Here is a 16,527-nt window from a genome sequence, read left to right on the forward strand (position 1 = left end):
AGCCTCCATATTGCTAAAAACATATATCGTTCAAAACTATTTACGAATTGTTTAAGGTCTCCACAGCGCGTTGCTCAACCTGCTCCAGTTCAAGCATCATTAACTGTATATCTTCCAGTTGATTGGACAATTTTTCACGCCGAGAGTGGATCATGGCGATTAATTTCCTAAGCTGTGTCTTGTTGCCCTGTGCAGGATCGTACAAACCAATAATTTCACCGCTTTCCTCCAGTGAAAAACCAAGCCGCTTACCTCTGAGAATCAGCTTTAACTTGATGTGGTCAGTACTGTTATAAATGCGACTAGCTCCCTGCCTGCTCGGCACTAGCAATCCCTTCTCTTCATAGAAGCGGATAGTTCGGGTGGTAACACCAAACTCGGCCGCTAATTCTGAAATATTGTACTGCTTGGGTTCAGCCATCAGAGAAAACCATTACTGTAGACACCCCCATACCATAACTTACGTTAACGTAAAGGTCAAGTCAGCTGGCGGTACATCCTACAGCCGCGGTAGACCTTATCTATAGCAGGCTTCTGGTTAACAATAAGAAAATTAGCACCTTGGTGCCACCAACTGACCAAGATCGACAAAAAGGCTACTCTATTAGCGCCCAACTGATTTGGAGAATATATTAATAACAACAACACCGCTGATAATAAGCAATAACCCGATGACCGCCGGAAAATCGATCGTTTGATCAAAGAACAAGATGCCTACAATAGCCATCAGCACTATACCCATCCCGGCCCAAATTGCATAGGCAATACCAACCGGAATGGTTTTCAAGACCAGCGACAGAAAGTAAAAGGCTGCGCAATAACCGAGCACCACTAGAACACTGGGCAATGGTTTTGAAAACCCCTCAGATGCCTTAAGTGCTGTCGTCCCTATAACTTCGGCAATAATGGCTAAAGTCAGATATAGATAACCCATCGTTTTCCTCTAAAAAGCTATTGATTAAATCGTGCATTATCCGTCTGATAGTGTTGCTGAGAGTGGCACGCAAGCTGATAGTCAAAGCTTAAATCTCACCGCTATTTTTATGCCAATAGACAATAAAAGAATCCGTGTTAAGTGAGGTGTTTACCGAGGGAAATGGTGGGCCGTGCTGGATTCGAACCAGCGACCAATTGGTTAAAAGCCAACTGCTCTACCAACTGAGCTAACGGCCCCAGAAGGAGGCGCACATGATAATGTTTTCAGATAAAAACACAAGCCTTTTTCGATTAAATCCTCACCTTTTTCAATGATTTATATAACGGGTGGGGTCAGTCAAACCGGCCTGCTCAAAACCTTCTTTACGCAGGAAACAACTATCACATTTACCGCAGGCTTCGCCCTGCTCGTTGGCTTGATAGCAGGATACTGTGAGGCTGTAATCCACACCTAATTTGCTGCCTTTTTGGACAATTTCACCCTTGGTCAGGTGCATTAGCGGGGTACGGATTTTTAAGCTGCCGCCCTCTACACCGACTTTGGTAGCCATATTGGCCATTTTCTCAAAGGCGGCTATGTAGTCCGGACGACAATCCGGGTAACCGCTATAGTCAACCGCATTGACCCCGATAAAAATATCATTGGCACCTAACACTTCGGCCCAGCCCAAGCCGATGGAGAGGAAGACTGAGTTTCTAGCTGGAACATAGGTGACGGGTATGCCCTCGGCATCGTCATGGTGTTCAGGCACCTCAATAGTATTGTCAGTCAGCGCTGAGCCGCCAATGCTACTGAGATCGAGCTTGATGACTTTATGCTCGACTGCGCCCATTTGACGGGAAATATCTTCGGCGGCAATCAGCTCTGAATGGGTACGCTGGCCATAGTCGAAACCCAGCGTATAGCAACTATAGCCCTCGGCAATAGCCATGGCTAATACGGTGGCCGAGTCCAAGCCACCGGAGACGAGAATAACGGCTTTTTTGTCTTGCATGGGCTTTCTCTATCAGTACGGTTTGAGAGGTAAGGCTTAATGTCCTGCGGCATCATCCCATAGCAGTTTGTGCATTTGTAGCTGCAGGCGTACCGGCAGATTATCGGCCAATACCCACTCGGCCAGTTCTCTGGCATCAACTTGGCCGAAGCTTGGGGAAAAGAGGATATCACCGACTTTATCAGCCAGACGATATTGGTCTACTTTGAATCGGGACCACTCGTAGTCACCGCGGTCGCAGATAACGAATTTGACCTGATCATGACTCGATAATTGGTCAATATTTTCATAAAGATTACGTGATACTTCACCAGAGGCGGGAGTTTTTAAATCCATCACGATAACCACTCTCGGATCAATGCCAGCTAGTGTGATTGCGCCGCTAGTCTCTAAGGAAACTGTATAACCTTGATCACAAAGCTTTGTGAGAAGTGCCAAGCAGTCAGGCTGTGCTAACGGCTCACCACCAGTAATGGTGACATAACGCGGATTATGACTGGCCACCTCTTCGAGGATGGAGTGTTGTGTGCGTTTTTCACCACCATGGAAAGCGTATTCAGTATCGCAGTAACCACAGCGCAATGGGCAACCTGTTAGACGCACAAAAACCGTAGGCAAGCCCACAGTTCGGGTTTCTCCCTGCAGGGAGTAGAAAATTTCAGTAATTCTTAGATCGGTCATGAATCGTTGTCGGGGAACGGAAAAACAAGTTAATAATTAGCGTTAATAAACTGTCGCGCTTTATCCGCTGCAGATGAATTGGTGCCTTTACTGTAGTTTGCAATAACTTGTTCCAATAGGGTGCGGGCTTTGTTTTTATCACCTTTAAGGAAATACACCTTACCCAGCTTATACATCGCGTCAGGCACTTTAAAATGGCTTGGATATTGATCCAGTAATTGAACAAAGGATTGTCTGGCAGCTTCCAGATCTGGCGGGTTAATGACCTGGTAGAGCTCACCCATCCAATAGTAGCTATTGGGGCTGTATTTACCCTGCGGAAAATCTACTAGAAATTGTCCGAAGGCTTCTAGTGCTTCATCGAAACGACGCTGCTTCACTAATAGATAGGCGGCATCATAAATTTCGCGCTCGCCAGCAGCAGCGACAACGGTTGGTGCAGTCTCAGTAGTTACACCAACGCCGAGATTAGTAGGGTTTGCTGTCGTTGCAGTAGGCGCTGTCACGGTTGCCATTTCACCCAGACGACGATCCATATCAATATAACGCTTCATATTTTGTTCTTTTACCTGTTTTAACAGGTAGGCTTGCTCTTCTACCACACCGCGCAATTGCATAACTTCCTGTTGCAATAGTTGCAACTGATAAAACAATTCACCTTGCCCGCTAGTCTCAGCGGATGCAGATGTTGTATTGGCATTGAGAGCTTGTCTATCGATTGCATGAGTATTACTGGCATCCACGACGGGGGCCTGGGCTAATACAACGCTACTAAAAACAAAAGCCGCGCTAACAAGTAGCGCGACATAGTTTTTTACCCTTCTTATAGACATAAGGCTGGTTCAGTTATCAGTATCAAAATTATTTAAGTTCAACGCGACGGTTTTGGCTCCAGATTGAATCATCTGAGCCGGGATCCATCGGACACTCTTCACCATAGCTGACAGCTTCAATACGGTAACGAGCCACTCCGTTGATGACTAGGTAGTTGGCAACCGCATTGGCACGACGCTCACCCAAAGCCATATTGTATTCACGCGTACCGCGCTCATCAGCGTGACCTTCCAAACGAACTTTGGCGTTACTATCTTTCAGGACAGCTATCTGAGCATCCAAAGCTGCACGAGTGTCAGCCGATAGCGTAGCTTGATCAAAATCAAAGTAGAAAATGCTTTGCAGGCTGGCAGCTTCTTCAGCCGCTTTGCGAGCAGCCTCTTCTTCAGCGGCCTTGGTGGCAGCGGCTTCAGCAGCGGCTTGTTCTGCAGCAATCGCCGCGGCAGTATCATCAGACGTATCGGTGCTGGCACAACCTACTAATAAAGCGGTAGCGAAAACAGCACCTAGTAATTTAGTTTTATAGATTTCCATAATCATTCCTAGATAGTCAGGTTAGCAAAAAGGGTATTTAATTTTCATCATTTTGTCATATTACAATAAGTCATTTTTTTCTTTTAAATTGCCTGTAAATGATTGGCGCTAGAGTTTTTGAATCATCAAAGCTAAAGCATAGTCTAGCTGTAAATTAACTGATCGGCCATAGACCAAGGGCCAATGTTGATGCTTATTTGTTACATTTTACGGTGATCAGATTCAAAGTCACTAGCAATTAACAAAATTTAGCAATGGCATTATCTCAACATAGCCGCATATAATGCAGACGATTTTACGCTTAATGGTCAATATAGGATGACCAAGCTGGCTCTCTAACCTCGCCAAATCGAGAGGGCAAACGAAACTTTACTCCCCCATCCAAAGATACGGCTGCCAGAATACCCTTGCCCTGATATTTGGTGGCATAAAGTAGCATAGCACCATTGGGTGAAATGCTGGGCGATTCGTCCAGACTGGTTTTGGTCAGAATATGTATAGTACCTCGTTGGATATCCTGCATAGCAATATGGTAATTACCCTTTTTGCGATGCACCATAATAATACCACTGCCATCAGGCACGACTTGCGCTCTGGCATTGTAATCACCCTCAAAAGTCACTCGTTCTTCATAACCATTGGCCAGTGTTACCTGATAAATCTGCGGTTTACCGCCTCTATCGGAGGTATAGATAAGTGATTTGCCATCAGGCATCCAAGAAGGCTCGGTATCAATCGCAAAATGGCGAGTGACCCGCTTTAACTCGCGAGTAGCGATATCCATCACATAAATATCGGGGCTACCATCTTTGGATAAGACCATCGCCAACTGCTTGCCATCGGGAGACCATGAAGGCGCACCATTTAAACCCTGGTAATTGGTGAGCTGGGTACGCTCACCAGTTTTCAGGTTGTGCATAAAAATAGCTGCACGATTGGTTTCAAAAGAAACATAGGCAATGCGCTCTCCGTCAGGGGCCCATGACGGAGTCATTAGCGGATCATCACTTTCAAATACAACACGCTCATTGGCACCATCAACATCAGCCACCAGTAGTCGATAGTTAACGTCACCACTGCCCTGCTCAATAGCCGAGATATAGAGCAAGCGGGTGCTAAATGCACCGCGAATACCGGTCAACTTTTCATAAACGCTATCGCTAATGCGGTGAGCAATACCACGCCATGAACCAATATCGTCCGCCACGCTAGCGCTCAGTACTTTTTTCTGGGTATAGATATCGAACATCTCGTATTGGGCAACCAAGCCTTTTGCGGTTGGCAGCACTTTCCCAACAACCAGATAATCCACATCAAGGGCGCGCCAGTCACGGTAGAAAACCTCGCTAGCTTGTTGCGGTCTGCTCAGCATATCGTCACGGCCAACCGGAGCAAACTGACCGGTGCGTTGCAAGTCAGCCTCAATAATTGCCGCCACATCTTCTTGAGCCACCCCCGCCCCCTGCCAATCAAAAGGCACAATGGCAATGGCAGTGGGGTTATCACGACCTTGAGTGATTTCAATGGTTAACTGTGCCCACGAAGCGGAGCCAGCAAATAGGGATAAAGTAATGACTATAGCGCGTATCACAGGCGCAAATCCTCCGGTTTAAATTTTAATCGTAAACGGCGAAAATATTGTTCAAATACTCTGGCAGGCAGTTGTTGGATTTCCGCAAAGCGCTCGGCTTTAAGCACAGCGGTTTCCGCAGAGCGATCAAAGGCCTCATTGCCACTGCTGCGAACAATTTTAACGCTAACCACTTCACCCGTTGGCACCATTTGTACTATCAGCTCTGCCTCCATACTATTGCGAGCGCTGGGTGGACGATTCCAGTTCCGCTGTATTACATCGGTGATAAGGGCAATATAGCTGTTAGCCATTTCGCTGTCGTTTACAAATTGTTGTTGGGCATTTTCCTGCGCAATAGCATCGGATAATTCGCGCTCTGATTCACGTTGTAACCGTTGCTGCTCTGCCAAGCGATCCGCTTCTTGCTGTTTGATGCGCTGAGCTTCAACGACTTTTTGCTGTGGCTGTTTTTGTGGTCTCACTTTTTGCTGTGGCTGACGTTTTGGTTCGATTTTTTTCTTTTGCACAGCGGCTTTTTGTTTGGCTTTGTTGGGGTCTTTTTTGTGAATCACTTTTTTGGGCTTTGGTATGACTTTAGGTTTTTCCAATATCACCAACTCTGCCCGAATATATTCGCTGGCTGCTCGCTTCACCATCGACTGAGATTCCGGCATATCAACTATAACAAGTGCCAGAAGAACACCATGAATAAGGAGAGTAACGAGTAACGGTAAAGTCAGTGACTTATACATAATCCGTTCAGGGATTTTCCGTAACCAGACCAACCGCTGGCGCTCCAGCGGATTGCAAAGCCGCCATCAGTTCGACCACATTACCGTAGGCGACGCTTTTATCGCCCCAAACCAAAACGGCAGTGTCCGGTTTGCGACGAATAATTTTGCTAACTTTATCTTGCAGCAATGCTAAAGAGAGGGATGTTTCTTCATTTTCACCGAGATTCAAGTAGTAACTGCCATCGGCTTTAATCGAAACAATTAAGGGTTCATCCGTCTGTTTACCCACGGGAATCGCGGCAGCTTTTGGCAACTCGACTTTGACACCCTGCATTAACATCGGTGCTGTCACCATAAAGACAATTAATAGCACCAGCATTACGTCGATATAAGGTACGACATTAATTTCCGCCATGGGCTTACGTCGTTTATGTCGTCTGGACATGATTAACCTAGCCTTGCAAGCCTGCAATACGATGGGCTTGTCGATTCAGGATACTATAAAACTCATCGGCAAAGGTTTCATATTTATTAAGCAGCATATCTACTCTGGCCGAATAACGGTTATAAGCAACCACTGCCGGTATCGCAGCAAAAAGACCCATGGCGGTAGCCACTAAGGCTTCGGATATACCCGGTGCTACCGTTGCCAGCGTGGCTTGTGACATCGTGGACAGTGCCTGAAATGACGTCATAATTCCCCAAACAGTACCGAACAAACCAATATAAGGACTAGTAGAACCGACGGTGGCAAGAAATGGCAGGTGTTTATCCATTTGTTCTTCTTCACGGGCACTGGCTACACGCATAGCCCGTTGCGCCCCTTCCATGATTGCATCAGCATCAACACCCTTTTGCTGCCGCAGGCGGGAAAATTCTTTAAAACCTGCACGAAAGATACTTTCCATACCGACCAAGCTATGACCGGAACTATCTGCTTGCGCCGAGCCCTGACGATACAGTTGACCAAGATCCATACCCGACCAAAATTGCTGCTCAAAATTAAGCCGAGCTCGGGTGCAGGCGCGAAAATAAAAACCTCGCTGAATAATCATAAACCATGAAATAACCGAGGTGATGGCTAAAATCAACATCACCGCTTGCACCGTGATACTGGCACTGGCGATTAACTGCCATACCGATAATTGTTCAGTCACTGCTGCTAGCTCCCCTCTCTGTTTTTAATTAATTGCTTAATACCGATAGCAGTTCGGCAGGTATTCGCTTGGGCTTAATGGTCTGTTTATCAACACAGGCCAATTTGACTTCAGCGCGGCATAGCAGTTCCCTGATCTCACTATTCTGTCGATACACCCGTTGCTCCATAAGCATATAGGCTTTGCCATGCCGAGTGACTTTGGCAGTTACCACTAACTGATCATCTAAGCGAGCTGGTTTTAGATATTCGCTATTTAGGCCATGAACCACAAACATTAAATCCGCATCAAAAATACATTGTTTCTCAAAACCCTGACTGCGCAGTAGTTCAGTACGGGCTCGCTCCATAAATTTTAGATAATTAACGTAGTAAACAATACCGCCGGCATCGGTATCTTCGATATAGACTCGCAGCGGCCATTCAAAAATCGCCGTCTTATTCATCGTCAATCAGCGGTTGTTGGTGCAGGGTTTCATCGATACTGCTGAGCATTTTTTCCTGATCGTTATTTTGCGGCATATCTAGGCCAAAATGCAGGTAGGCATTGCGGGTTGCCATACGGCCACGCGGTGTTCTAACAATATAGCCTTGCTGTATTAAATAGGGTTCTAACACATCTTCGATAGTACCCCGCTCTTCACTAATCGCCGCGGCCAGACTATCAACACCGACTGGGCCACCATCAAATTTTTCAATCAGTGCCAGCAATAAACGACGGTCGAGATGGTCAAAACCATGTTGGTCGACATTGAGCATATCCAATGCTTTATCAGCGATCGTTTTGTCCACAGTGCCATTGCCTTTTACTTCAGCGTAGTCTCTTACCCGTCTTAATAACCGGTTGGCGATACGCGGCGTACCTCTTGAACGGCGAGCAATTTCTCTGGCACCACCTTTATCCATCTCGACCTCTAAAATATCCGCTGAGCGGCCAACGATATGGGTTAAATCTTCAGTATTGTAAAACTCCAGACGCTGCACAATGCCAAAACGATCTCGAAGCGGTGATGTCAATAGCCCTGCTCTAGTAGTAGCGCCGATCAGGGTAAAAGGAGGCAAATCTAATTTGATCGAACGAGCTGCCGGCCCTTCGCCAATCATAATATCCAGCTGGTAATCTTCCATCGCCGGATATAACACTTCTTCTATATGAGGGCTTAAACGGTGAATCTCATCGATAAACAGCACATCACCCGGCTCAAGGTTAGTCATCAAGGCGGCTAAGTCACCGGCTTTTTCCAGCACCGGACCGGAGGTGGTTTTTAATGACACCCCCATTTCTGTTGCAAGAATGTTGGCCAGTGTGGTTTTTCCCAAACCCGGGGGACCAAAAATAAGTGTATGGTCCAATGGCTCGCTGCGCAGCTTGGCGGCACTAACAAAAATATCCATTTGCTCGCGCACCACCGGTTGACCTACATATTCCGCCAGACTTTTCGGGCGGATAGCGCGGTCATTGATCTCTTCACTACCAGTAGTGTCGGCAGCCGCTGAGACTAAGCGATCTTGTTCTATCATTAAGACACCATATTTTTCAGCGCCATACGAATCAGCGCTTCACTGCTATCCATACTAGCATTATTCACCGCGGCAATCGCCTTACTGGCTTGTTGTGGCTTATAGCCTAATGCGATCAGGGCACTTTCGGCCTCAGCCATCATATCGTTAGAAGACACCGTACTACTATTGTTATCACTAATAGCAGCACCGTCGATAGACCAATCCTTGAGTCTATCTTTCATTTCTACCAGCAAACGTTCTGCTGTTTTTTTGCCAACGCCTGGCAATCTTACCAACGAGACCGTATCGCCATCGCGAACACAACGCACAAAATCGTCAGACTCAATACCCGACAAAATCGTCAGCGCCAGTTTGGGACCAACCCCGTTCACTTTGATCAGGGTGCGAAATAAACTACGCTCGCGAAGATCGGCAAAACCATAAAGTAGCTGTGCATCCTCGCGCACCACAAAATGGGTATGTAAGGTTACCGGCTTACCAATCTCTGGCAATTGATAAATAGTGGTCATAGGTGCCTGCACCTCATAGGCCACACCATTAACATCAATCAGTAGTTCGGGTGCTTGTTTGTCCAGAATCACACCGTGCAGTCTGCCAATCATACACTTTCCTCAATATTTTCTAGCATTAGCGCATGCGCCCTCTTCTGACCCGACTCACCCCTGCCAGATTAATTAAACTGGCCTGTGTATGGGCATGACAAATAGCCGCCCCTAAAGCATCTGCCGCATCTTCCTGCGGCATAGCCGGAAGTTTTAACAGAACTTTGACCATATGTTGCACCTGCTCCTTATCAGCCGCACCGCTGCCAACAACCGCCTGTTTAATTTGTCGGGCAGAATACTCAGCCACTTCTACATGTTGCGCCACACAGGCGGCAATGGCCGCACCGCGCGCCTGCCCCAACTTTAAAGCGGAACCGGCGTTTTTAGCCATAAATACCTGTTCAATAGCAACCTGTTGTGGGCAATGAGTTTCAATAATCTCGGCGAGGCTTTGTATCAGCACTTTAATACGTTCGGGCAGTTCTTGTTCAACAGGCAGACGGATTACGCCACTGGTGACATAATCATGCTGGTTACCGGTAACATTGATAATGCCGTAACCTGTTTTTCTTGAGCCGGGGTCAATCCCGAGAATGAGTGCCATAAAGCCGGTTTTTTTGCCGTTATAATGCGGCTATTCTGGCAGTTTGAGGGGGGTATAACAATAGTTTGACAGCAAATGACTGTATTTTTATTCAGTGGTCTAAAAAGGCTTATTCCATGGCCTCAAGGATATGATCAGGGATATCGGCATTGGTATAAACATGTTGGATATCATCCAGATCTTCCAACATATCAACCAGACCCATGACTTTTTCGGCGCCGTCTTGATCTAGTTCAACGGTGGTTGATGGCAGCATGGTGACTTCGGCATGATCAGGTGTTAAACCCGCCGTAACCATTGCCTCTTTGACCGACAAAAAATCTTCAAAAACGGTCATCACATCCATCGAGCCATCGTCGTTGACCACAACATCTTCAGCCCCGGCTTCTAGCGCAACTTCCATAATTTGGTCTTCATCGCCTTGCGCAAAGCTAATTTGACCAGTGCGAGTAAATAAATAGGCAACCGAACCGTCAGTCCCTAAATTACCACCGCGCTTGCTAAAAGCGTGGCGAACTTCAGCGACAGTCCGGTTGCGATTATCAGTTAGACATTCCACCAATACCGCGACACCAGCAGCGGCATAACCTTCATAGGTAGCGGCTTCGTAATTATCTTCATCGTTGGTGCCAGCGCCACGAGCCACCGCTTTATCGATAGTATCGCGCTTCATATTAGCCGTCAGCGCTTTGTCGATAATCGCTCTCAGGCTGGGGTTATCATCGGGGTTAGGACCACCGGCCTTGGCAGCAACGACCAATTCACGAATCATTTTTGTAAACACTTTACCGCGCTTTGCATCCTGCGCGGCTTTGCGATGTTTAATATTCGCCCACTTGCTATGACCGGCCATTGACTAAGCCTCCAATGTTTATGCGCCGGCTTTAGGCTCGCTCGGCTTGGATTTTTCGCGCAGTTTGATATTGAGTTCACGCAGCTGTTTATTATCAGCCATGCCTGGTGCATCGGTCATCACACAAGCTGCCGTTTGTGTTTTCGGGAAGGCAATAACATCACGAATGGATTTAGCACCGGTAATCAACATCACCAGACGATCCAGACCAAAGGCCAAACCACCATGGGGTGGCGCACCATATTTTAATGCATCCAATAGGAAACCAAACTTTTCCTCAGCCTCTTCATCACTGATACCTAGCACGCGAAATACCGCTTGCTGCATTTCCGGTTGATGAATACGAACGGAACCGCCGCCTAATTCAGTACCGTTTAACACCATATCGTAGGCAATGGATAAGGCCTGTTCAGGGTTTTGTTGCAGCTGTTCAGGTGAACACGCCGGAGCAGTGAATGGATGATGTAATGAGGTCAGATTGCCTTCGCTGTTTTCTTCAAACATTGGAAAGTCAACAACCCATAGTGGCGCCCAATCACCTTCAATCATCTCGAGATCTTCGCCAATTTTAACCCGTAAAGCACCTAGGGCTTCGTTGACAATGCTGGTCTTATCGGCACCAAAGAAAACGATATCGCCGTCAGCGACAGCTAAACGCTCCATCATTTGGCTAACGATATCATCAGGCATAAATTTCAGGATCGGTGACTGCAATCCTTCAAGGCCGGCAGCGACATCATTGACCTTGATCCACGCCAAGCCTTTCGCACCGTAAATACTGACGTATTGGGTGTAGTCATCAATTTGCTTGCGGCTAATTTTAGCACCACCCGGTATTTTTAACGCAGCGACACGACCTTTGGGGTCGTTGGCGGGACCGTTAAATACTTTAAAATCGACCTGCTGCATCAGATCATTAACATCAACCAGCTCGAAAGGAATACGCAGATCAGGCTTGTCGCTACCAAAGCGCAGCATCGCTTCGGCGTATGGCATACGAGGAAACTCGCCCAAATCAACATCTAACACTTCTTTAAAGAGTTCTCGAATCATCCCTTCGGTGATCGCCATAATTTGCTGATCGTCCATAAAGGAAGTTTCGATATCGATTTGGGTAAATTCCGGCTGGCGATCGGCACGCAAATCTTCATCGCGGAAACATTTGGCGATTTGGTAGTAGCGATCCATACCCGACACCATCAATAGCTGCTTAAACAGCTGTGGTGACTGCGGCAGCGCAAAAAACTTACCCTCATGGGTTCTTGATGGAACTAAATAATCGCGGGCGCCTTCTGGCGTCGCTTTAGTCAGGATAGGGGTTTCAATATCTAGAAAACCATTATCATCAAGAAAACGGCGAATAGAGGAAGTTACTTTTGAACGCAGCTTTAGCTTATCCAGCATTTCTGCGCGACGCAGGTCGATATAACGGTACTTTAAACGGACATCTTCGCCCACTTCAATATGGTCATCTAACTGGAACGGCGGTGTAGCAGCACTGTTAAGAATTTCTAGCTCTTTACCCAGCACTTCAATTTCACCAGTCGACATATTGGCATTGACGGTGCCTTCGCCTCGAGCCCGCACCCGACCTTTTACCTGCAACACATATTCACTACGGACTTTGTCGGCACGCTCAAAATGCTCATTGGTATCGGGGTCAAAAACCACCTGCACAATCCCTTCACGATCACGCAAATCCAAAAAGATCACCCCGCCATGATCGCGACGACGATCAACCCAACCGTAAAGAGTGACTTCTTCATCGATATCTGCCGAGCGTATATTTCCGCAATAATGAGTGCGCATTGTGACTATGTTCCCGTATGCCTATAGATAATAATTCTGATACAAGCTGGCAGTCGTTGAAAAGACTGGCAACCCATTAATTTGTCTCGCCGTCAATCGCTGGCGGCTGAACCGCCAGAGCTGCTATCTCCGCTGCTGGCTAGATTCTTTTTATTGCCGGTTTTGAAGTCAGTTTCATACCAGCCGCCACCCTTAAGTCGAAAACCCACCGCAGATATTTTCTTTTTCAGTGTGGAATTGCCACATGCAGGGCAATCGGTAGCAGGAGCATCGCCCAATTTCTGCAATATTTCCAAGCTGTGCCCGCAGTCCTGACACTGATACTCATAAATGGGCATAGATAAAACCTCAATAATCAAACTACAGCTATTGTTGCCGCTGTAAAAACGCGCGCGATTATACCCTAAAACACTGGCCATCGTATAAGTGCTAACCAAGGCGGCGCCATAGTATCGCAATCAAAATAGAATTGTTATGGTAAATCACTGAAAAAAAACAAATTTTACATTAATCGGTAGAAAGGAAAGTCATCTGGAGGGGATACAAAAAGACAAAGAAACCTGACACCTCACTACAACAGAGAGGCGTCAGGTGTAGAAATCACTGTCAGTGTTCGCTATTACTTAGCAGCGTACTCTTTCAGTTTCTTCAAAGGACGAACCTTAACCGCCATGCTGGCAGGCTTGGCTTTAAACATCTGCTCTTCACCAGTGAAAGGATTGATACCTTTACGGGCTTTTTTGGCAGGCTTTTTAACAGTAGTTATTTTCATCAAGCCCGGTACAGTAAATTCACCCAGACCACGCTTGGCAATACTGCGGCCAATCAATGACTCTAACTCATCAAAAACTGCTGCAACCTGTTTGCGACTCAAATCAGTAGCTGCACCAATATCGGTGAGAATCTGACTCTTAGTCATTTTAGCTTTGATAGCACTGGCTGCTTTTTTCTTAGCAGCTGGCTTCTTAGCTACCGCCTTTTTCTTAGGCGCCGCTTTCTTAGCAGGTGCTTTCTTAGCGGCTACTTTTTTCTTGGCTGGTGCCTTCTTAGCTGCTACTTTTTTCTTGGCCGGAGCCTTCTTAGCCGCTACTTTTTTCTTGGCAGGTGCCTTTTTCTTTGCAACTGCCTTCTTCTTTGGTGCTGCTTTCTTTTTAGTCGCCATGTTGGTTAGCCCTTATGGTTGTTAAATGATGAGTTAGCTCAATATTATGTTCAAATTTATAGGTCACTCAAACACCGATTTACAAATTTCAAAAACTATTTCAATCTATATATACAGTGTCACAAATCTGTATAGACCAGAAAATACTGCAATACAAGGTTTTTTGTGGGAATTAGGCGATTAAATGGCGAAAAAAAGCATTTTTTTTCAAAATCCATTAATTATCAGTTTTTAAGCTAAAAAATCGCTAAAAATAATAGGGATTAAGCCGGTAAGAGCTGCCTGATTTTTAGAAAACAACAATATCCCGAAGTCATTAGTCGAAACTGATAATCGACTGAAGTATTGCTATCAGATCGTCTAATTCGGTTTTATTATAGGGTTTTGCCGCTACCGCGCCCCAAATTGGGTTGGGCCAACTAACGTCATTTTTGTAGCGCACTATATGATGAAGATGTAATTGCGGCACCTTATTTCCCAATGCGGCCACATTCATTTTATCGGCCTTAAAATAGGTCGCCATCGCCTCAGATAATGTGCTGGATTCTGCCAATAATTGGCGCTGGTCTTCATCACTCAATTGGAAAATTTCGTCAATATTTTCACGTCTGGGTACAAGAACTACCCAGGGATAATGACTGTCGTTCAATAACAGTACTTTGCTAAGGGGGAAATCCCCCACTTCAATACAGTCTTTGGCCAATTGTGGGTGGAGTTCAAACATATTCGTTACCGTATTACTCATATTTAAGGGCTAAAACACACTTTACACTGTACCGTATGGATGATCAGACGTAGAATGCTTGCTGATTACTTTCACCCATACTACAAAAAGAGCCAGTATACACAATGCGCGCCAGCCAGTTTTTAATTGCCACTGTTAAAGAAACGCCATCCGATGCTGTTGTTATCAGCCATCAACTGATGCTGAGAGCCGGCATGATCCGCAAACTCTCTTCGGGGTTATATAGCTGGTTGCCGATGGGCTTGCGCGTGTTGCGTAAGGTTGAAGCGATTGTTCGCGATGAAATGAACAAGGCTGGAGCACAGGAGGTGTTAATGCCTGTAGTGCAACCGGCTGAGTTATGGCAAGAATCCGGCCGTTGGCAGCAGTATGGACCCGAATTATTGCGTATGGCTGATCGCCATAAAAATAGCTTTTGTTTGGGTCCTACCCACGAGGAAGTGATTACCGATTTAATTCGTCATGAAATCAAAAGCTATAAGCAATTACCCGCCAACTTTTATCAGATCCAAACCAAATTTCGCGATGAAATCCGCCCTCGGTTCGGGGTGATGCGCTCGCGCGAATTTATTATGAAAGACGCCTATTCTTTTCATAAAGATCAACAGTCATTACAAGACACTTATAACATCATGCATAGCGCCTATAGCAATATCTTTAACCGTTTGGGTTTGCAGTTCCGGCCGGTCATTGCAGATACTGGCTCTATTGGTGGCAGCACTTCACATGAGTTCCATGTATTAGCCGATTCCGGTGAAGATGATATTGCCTTTAGTAATAGCAGTGACTTTGCTGCCAATGTTGAAATGGCAGAAGCATTGGCACCTGCGAGTAAGCGCCCTGCCGCTAGTAGCGATATGGAAAAGATAACCACTCCGGGTCAGCATACCATTGAGCAAGTGAGTGCTGGTTTAAACGTCAATGCTGACCAGATAGTTAAAACCCTGATAGTCATGGGCGAAGCAGCAGACGAAGAGAATGAAACACCGTTAATTGCCCTGATCGTGCGTGGCGACCATGAGCTAAACGCTATTAAAGCAGAAAAACTTGCCGGTGTTGCCAACCCCTTGGAGTTTGCCAGCGAAGAGACTATCAAGGCTGTATTAGGATGCTCTGTGGGCTCAATTGGCCCGGTTAATCTATCGATTGAAACCATTATTGATCGCAGCGCGGCGCATTTAGCCGATTTTGTCTGTGGCGCCAATGAAGATGGCTTCCATTTAACCGGAGTAAACTGGGAGCGTGATGCCAAAACAGACCGCATTGAAGATATTCGCAATGTGGTTGAAGGCGACCCTAGCCCAGACGGCAATGGCACATTGCAGATTAAGCGCGGCATAGAAGTCGGCCATATTTTTCAGCTTGGCACCAAGTACTCAGAGGCTCTAAATGCCACCGTGCTGAATGAACACGGTAAAGATCAAATCATGTTAATGGGCTGTTACGGTATCGGTGTTAGCCGTATTGTTGCCTCAGCCATTGAGCAAAATAATGACGATAAAGGCATTATCTGGCCCGACAGTATCGCCCCCTTCCAAATAGCTATTGTGCCCTTAAATATGCATAAGTCTGAAGCGGTGGCCGAACAATCGAATAAGCTTTATGACCAACTCACCGCGCTGGGTTATGACGTACTATTGGATGATCGTAACGAAAGACCCGGGGTTAAATTTAACGATATGGAATTGATGGGTATCCCTCATCGTATCGTTGTTGGTGACCGTGGCTTAAAGGAGCAGCAATTGGAATATAAAGGCCGTAAGGATAGCGATAATCAGGATATTGCTATTAGCGATATTATTGATTTTGTGCAAAGGATCGTTACCAAACAGTAACTAAGGC

20 protein-coding genes and 1 tRNA gene are annotated in these 16,527 nt (G+C 46.2%); 1 reads left to right on the forward strand and 20 read right to left on the reverse strand.

Annotation, left to right across the window (positions count from 1 at the left end):
* Window positions 1-40 precede the first annotated feature (40 nt).
* The 20 genes from AACP44_RS00970 to AACP44_RS01065 all read right to left on the reverse strand — a co-directional run bounded on the left by AACP44_RS00970 (window position 41) and on the right by AACP44_RS01065 (window position 14,664).
* Window positions 41-421: a MerR family DNA-binding transcriptional regulator gene (locus AACP44_RS00970; RefSeq protein WP_339338103.1), complete on the reverse strand. Its 381-nt coding sequence runs from the start codon at window positions 419-421 to the stop codon at window positions 41-43.
* A gap of 183 nt (window positions 422-604) precedes the next feature.
* Window positions 605-934: an SMR family transporter gene (locus tag AACP44_RS00975; protein WP_339338105.1), complete on the reverse strand. Its 330-nt coding sequence runs from the start codon at window positions 932-934 to the stop codon at window positions 605-607.
* 163 nt (window positions 935-1,097) lie between these two features.
* A tRNA-Lys gene (locus AACP44_RS00980) sits at window positions 1,098-1,173 on the reverse strand.
* A gap of 71 nt (window positions 1,174-1,244) precedes the next feature.
* Window positions 1,245-1,931, reverse strand: coding sequence for a 7-cyano-7-deazaguanine synthase QueC (gene queC, locus AACP44_RS00985; protein WP_339338107.1), 687 nt, complete (start codon window positions 1,929-1,931; stop codon window positions 1,245-1,247).
* Between the two features lie 36 nt (window positions 1,932-1,967).
* Window positions 1,968-2,612 (reverse strand): 7-carboxy-7-deazaguanine synthase QueE, encoded by a 645-nt coding sequence (gene queE / locus AACP44_RS00990; protein WP_339338109.1) that lies wholly within the window; start codon window positions 2,610-2,612, stop codon window positions 1,968-1,970.
* 29 nt (window positions 2,613-2,641) lie between these two features.
* Window positions 2,642-3,445: a tol-pal system protein YbgF gene (gene ybgF / locus AACP44_RS00995; RefSeq protein ID WP_339338111.1), complete on the reverse strand. Its 804-nt coding sequence runs from the start codon at window positions 3,443-3,445 to the stop codon at window positions 2,642-2,644.
* Between the two features lie 28 nt (window positions 3,446-3,473).
* A complete protein-coding gene (pal, locus tag AACP44_RS01000; RefSeq protein WP_339338113.1) occupies window positions 3,474-3,980 on the reverse strand; it encodes a peptidoglycan-associated lipoprotein Pal in 507 nt (168 codons plus the stop codon).
* 301 nt (window positions 3,981-4,281) lie between these two features.
* Window positions 4,282-5,571, reverse strand: coding sequence for a Tol-Pal system beta propeller repeat protein TolB (gene tolB / locus AACP44_RS01005; RefSeq protein ID WP_339338115.1), 1,290 nt, complete (start codon window positions 5,569-5,571; stop codon window positions 4,282-4,284).
* Complete coding sequence (locus AACP44_RS01010; RefSeq protein ID WP_339338117.1) at window positions 5,568-6,209, reverse strand: TonB family protein; 642 nt, start codon at window positions 6,207-6,209, stop codon at window positions 5,568-5,570. The genes tolB and AACP44_RS01010 overlap by 4 nt, the downstream gene beginning before the upstream one ends.
* 103 nt (window positions 6,210-6,312) lie before the next feature.
* The gene (tolR, locus tag AACP44_RS01015; protein ID WP_339338119.1) at window positions 6,313-6,732 is read right to left on the reverse strand and encodes a protein TolR; all 420 of its coding nucleotides are present in this window, start codon (window positions 6,730-6,732) and stop codon (window positions 6,313-6,315) included.
* Window positions 6,733-6,739: 7 nt separating this feature from the next.
* Window positions 6,740-7,444, reverse strand: coding sequence for a protein TolQ (gene tolQ / locus AACP44_RS01020; RefSeq protein WP_339338121.1), 705 nt, complete (start codon window positions 7,442-7,444; stop codon window positions 6,740-6,742).
* A gap of 28 nt (window positions 7,445-7,472) precedes the next feature.
* The gene (gene ybgC, locus AACP44_RS01025) at window positions 7,473-7,889 is read right to left on the reverse strand and encodes a tol-pal system-associated acyl-CoA thioesterase (RefSeq protein WP_339338123.1); all 417 of its coding nucleotides are present in this window, start codon (window positions 7,887-7,889) and stop codon (window positions 7,473-7,475) included.
* Window positions 7,882-8,964 (reverse strand): Holliday junction branch migration DNA helicase RuvB, encoded by a 1,083-nt coding sequence (gene ruvB / locus AACP44_RS01030; RefSeq protein ID WP_339338125.1) that lies wholly within the window; start codon window positions 8,962-8,964, stop codon window positions 7,882-7,884. The genes ybgC and ruvB overlap by 8 nt, the downstream gene beginning before the upstream one ends.
* Window positions 8,964-9,569: a Holliday junction branch migration protein RuvA gene (gene ruvA / locus AACP44_RS01035; RefSeq protein WP_339338127.1), complete on the reverse strand. Its 606-nt coding sequence runs from the start codon at window positions 9,567-9,569 to the stop codon at window positions 8,964-8,966. Before ruvA ends, ruvB begins: the two co-directional genes overlap by 1 nt.
* A 25-nt stretch (window positions 9,570-9,594) precedes the next feature.
* Window positions 9,595-10,116 (reverse strand): crossover junction endodeoxyribonuclease RuvC, encoded by a 522-nt coding sequence (gene ruvC, locus AACP44_RS01040; RefSeq protein ID WP_339338129.1) that lies wholly within the window; start codon window positions 10,114-10,116, stop codon window positions 9,595-9,597.
* Between the two features lie 109 nt (window positions 10,117-10,225).
* Window positions 10,226-10,969, reverse strand: coding sequence for a YebC/PmpR family DNA-binding transcriptional regulator (locus tag AACP44_RS01045; protein ID WP_339338131.1), 744 nt, complete (start codon window positions 10,967-10,969; stop codon window positions 10,226-10,228).
* A gap of 18 nt (window positions 10,970-10,987) precedes the next feature.
* Window positions 10,988-12,778, reverse strand: coding sequence for an aspartate--tRNA ligase (gene aspS / locus AACP44_RS01050; RefSeq protein WP_339338133.1), 1,791 nt, complete (start codon window positions 12,776-12,778; stop codon window positions 10,988-10,990).
* Between the two features lie 92 nt (window positions 12,779-12,870).
* The gene (locus tag AACP44_RS01055; RefSeq protein ID WP_339338135.1) at window positions 12,871-13,116 is read right to left on the reverse strand and encodes a zinc ribbon domain-containing protein; all 246 of its coding nucleotides are present in this window, start codon (window positions 13,114-13,116) and stop codon (window positions 12,871-12,873) included.
* Window positions 13,117-13,397: 281 nt separating this feature from the next.
* Window positions 13,398-13,940 (reverse strand): HU family DNA-binding protein, encoded by a 543-nt coding sequence (locus AACP44_RS01060; protein ID WP_339338137.1) that lies wholly within the window; start codon window positions 13,938-13,940, stop codon window positions 13,398-13,400.
* Window positions 13,941-14,256: 316 nt separating this feature from the next.
* Window positions 14,257-14,664, reverse strand: a complete 408-nt coding sequence (locus AACP44_RS01065) for an HIT domain-containing protein (protein ID WP_339338139.1) — start codon at window positions 14,662-14,664, stop codon at window positions 14,257-14,259.
* Between the two features lie 125 nt (window positions 14,665-14,789).
* On the opposite strand from AACP44_RS01065, the gene AACP44_RS01070 reads away from it, so the two are divergent.
* The gene (locus AACP44_RS01070) at window positions 14,790-16,520 is read left to right on the forward strand and encodes a proline--tRNA ligase (RefSeq protein ID WP_339338141.1); all 1,731 of its coding nucleotides are present in this window, start codon (window positions 14,790-14,792) and stop codon (window positions 16,518-16,520) included.
* Window positions 16,521-16,527 lie beyond the last annotated feature (7 nt).

Origin of the sequence: uncultured Oceanicoccus sp., assembly GCF_963968385.1 — a bacterium.
Classification (GTDB): Bacteria; Pseudomonadota; Gammaproteobacteria; order Pseudomonadales; family Dasaniaceae; genus Oceanicoccus.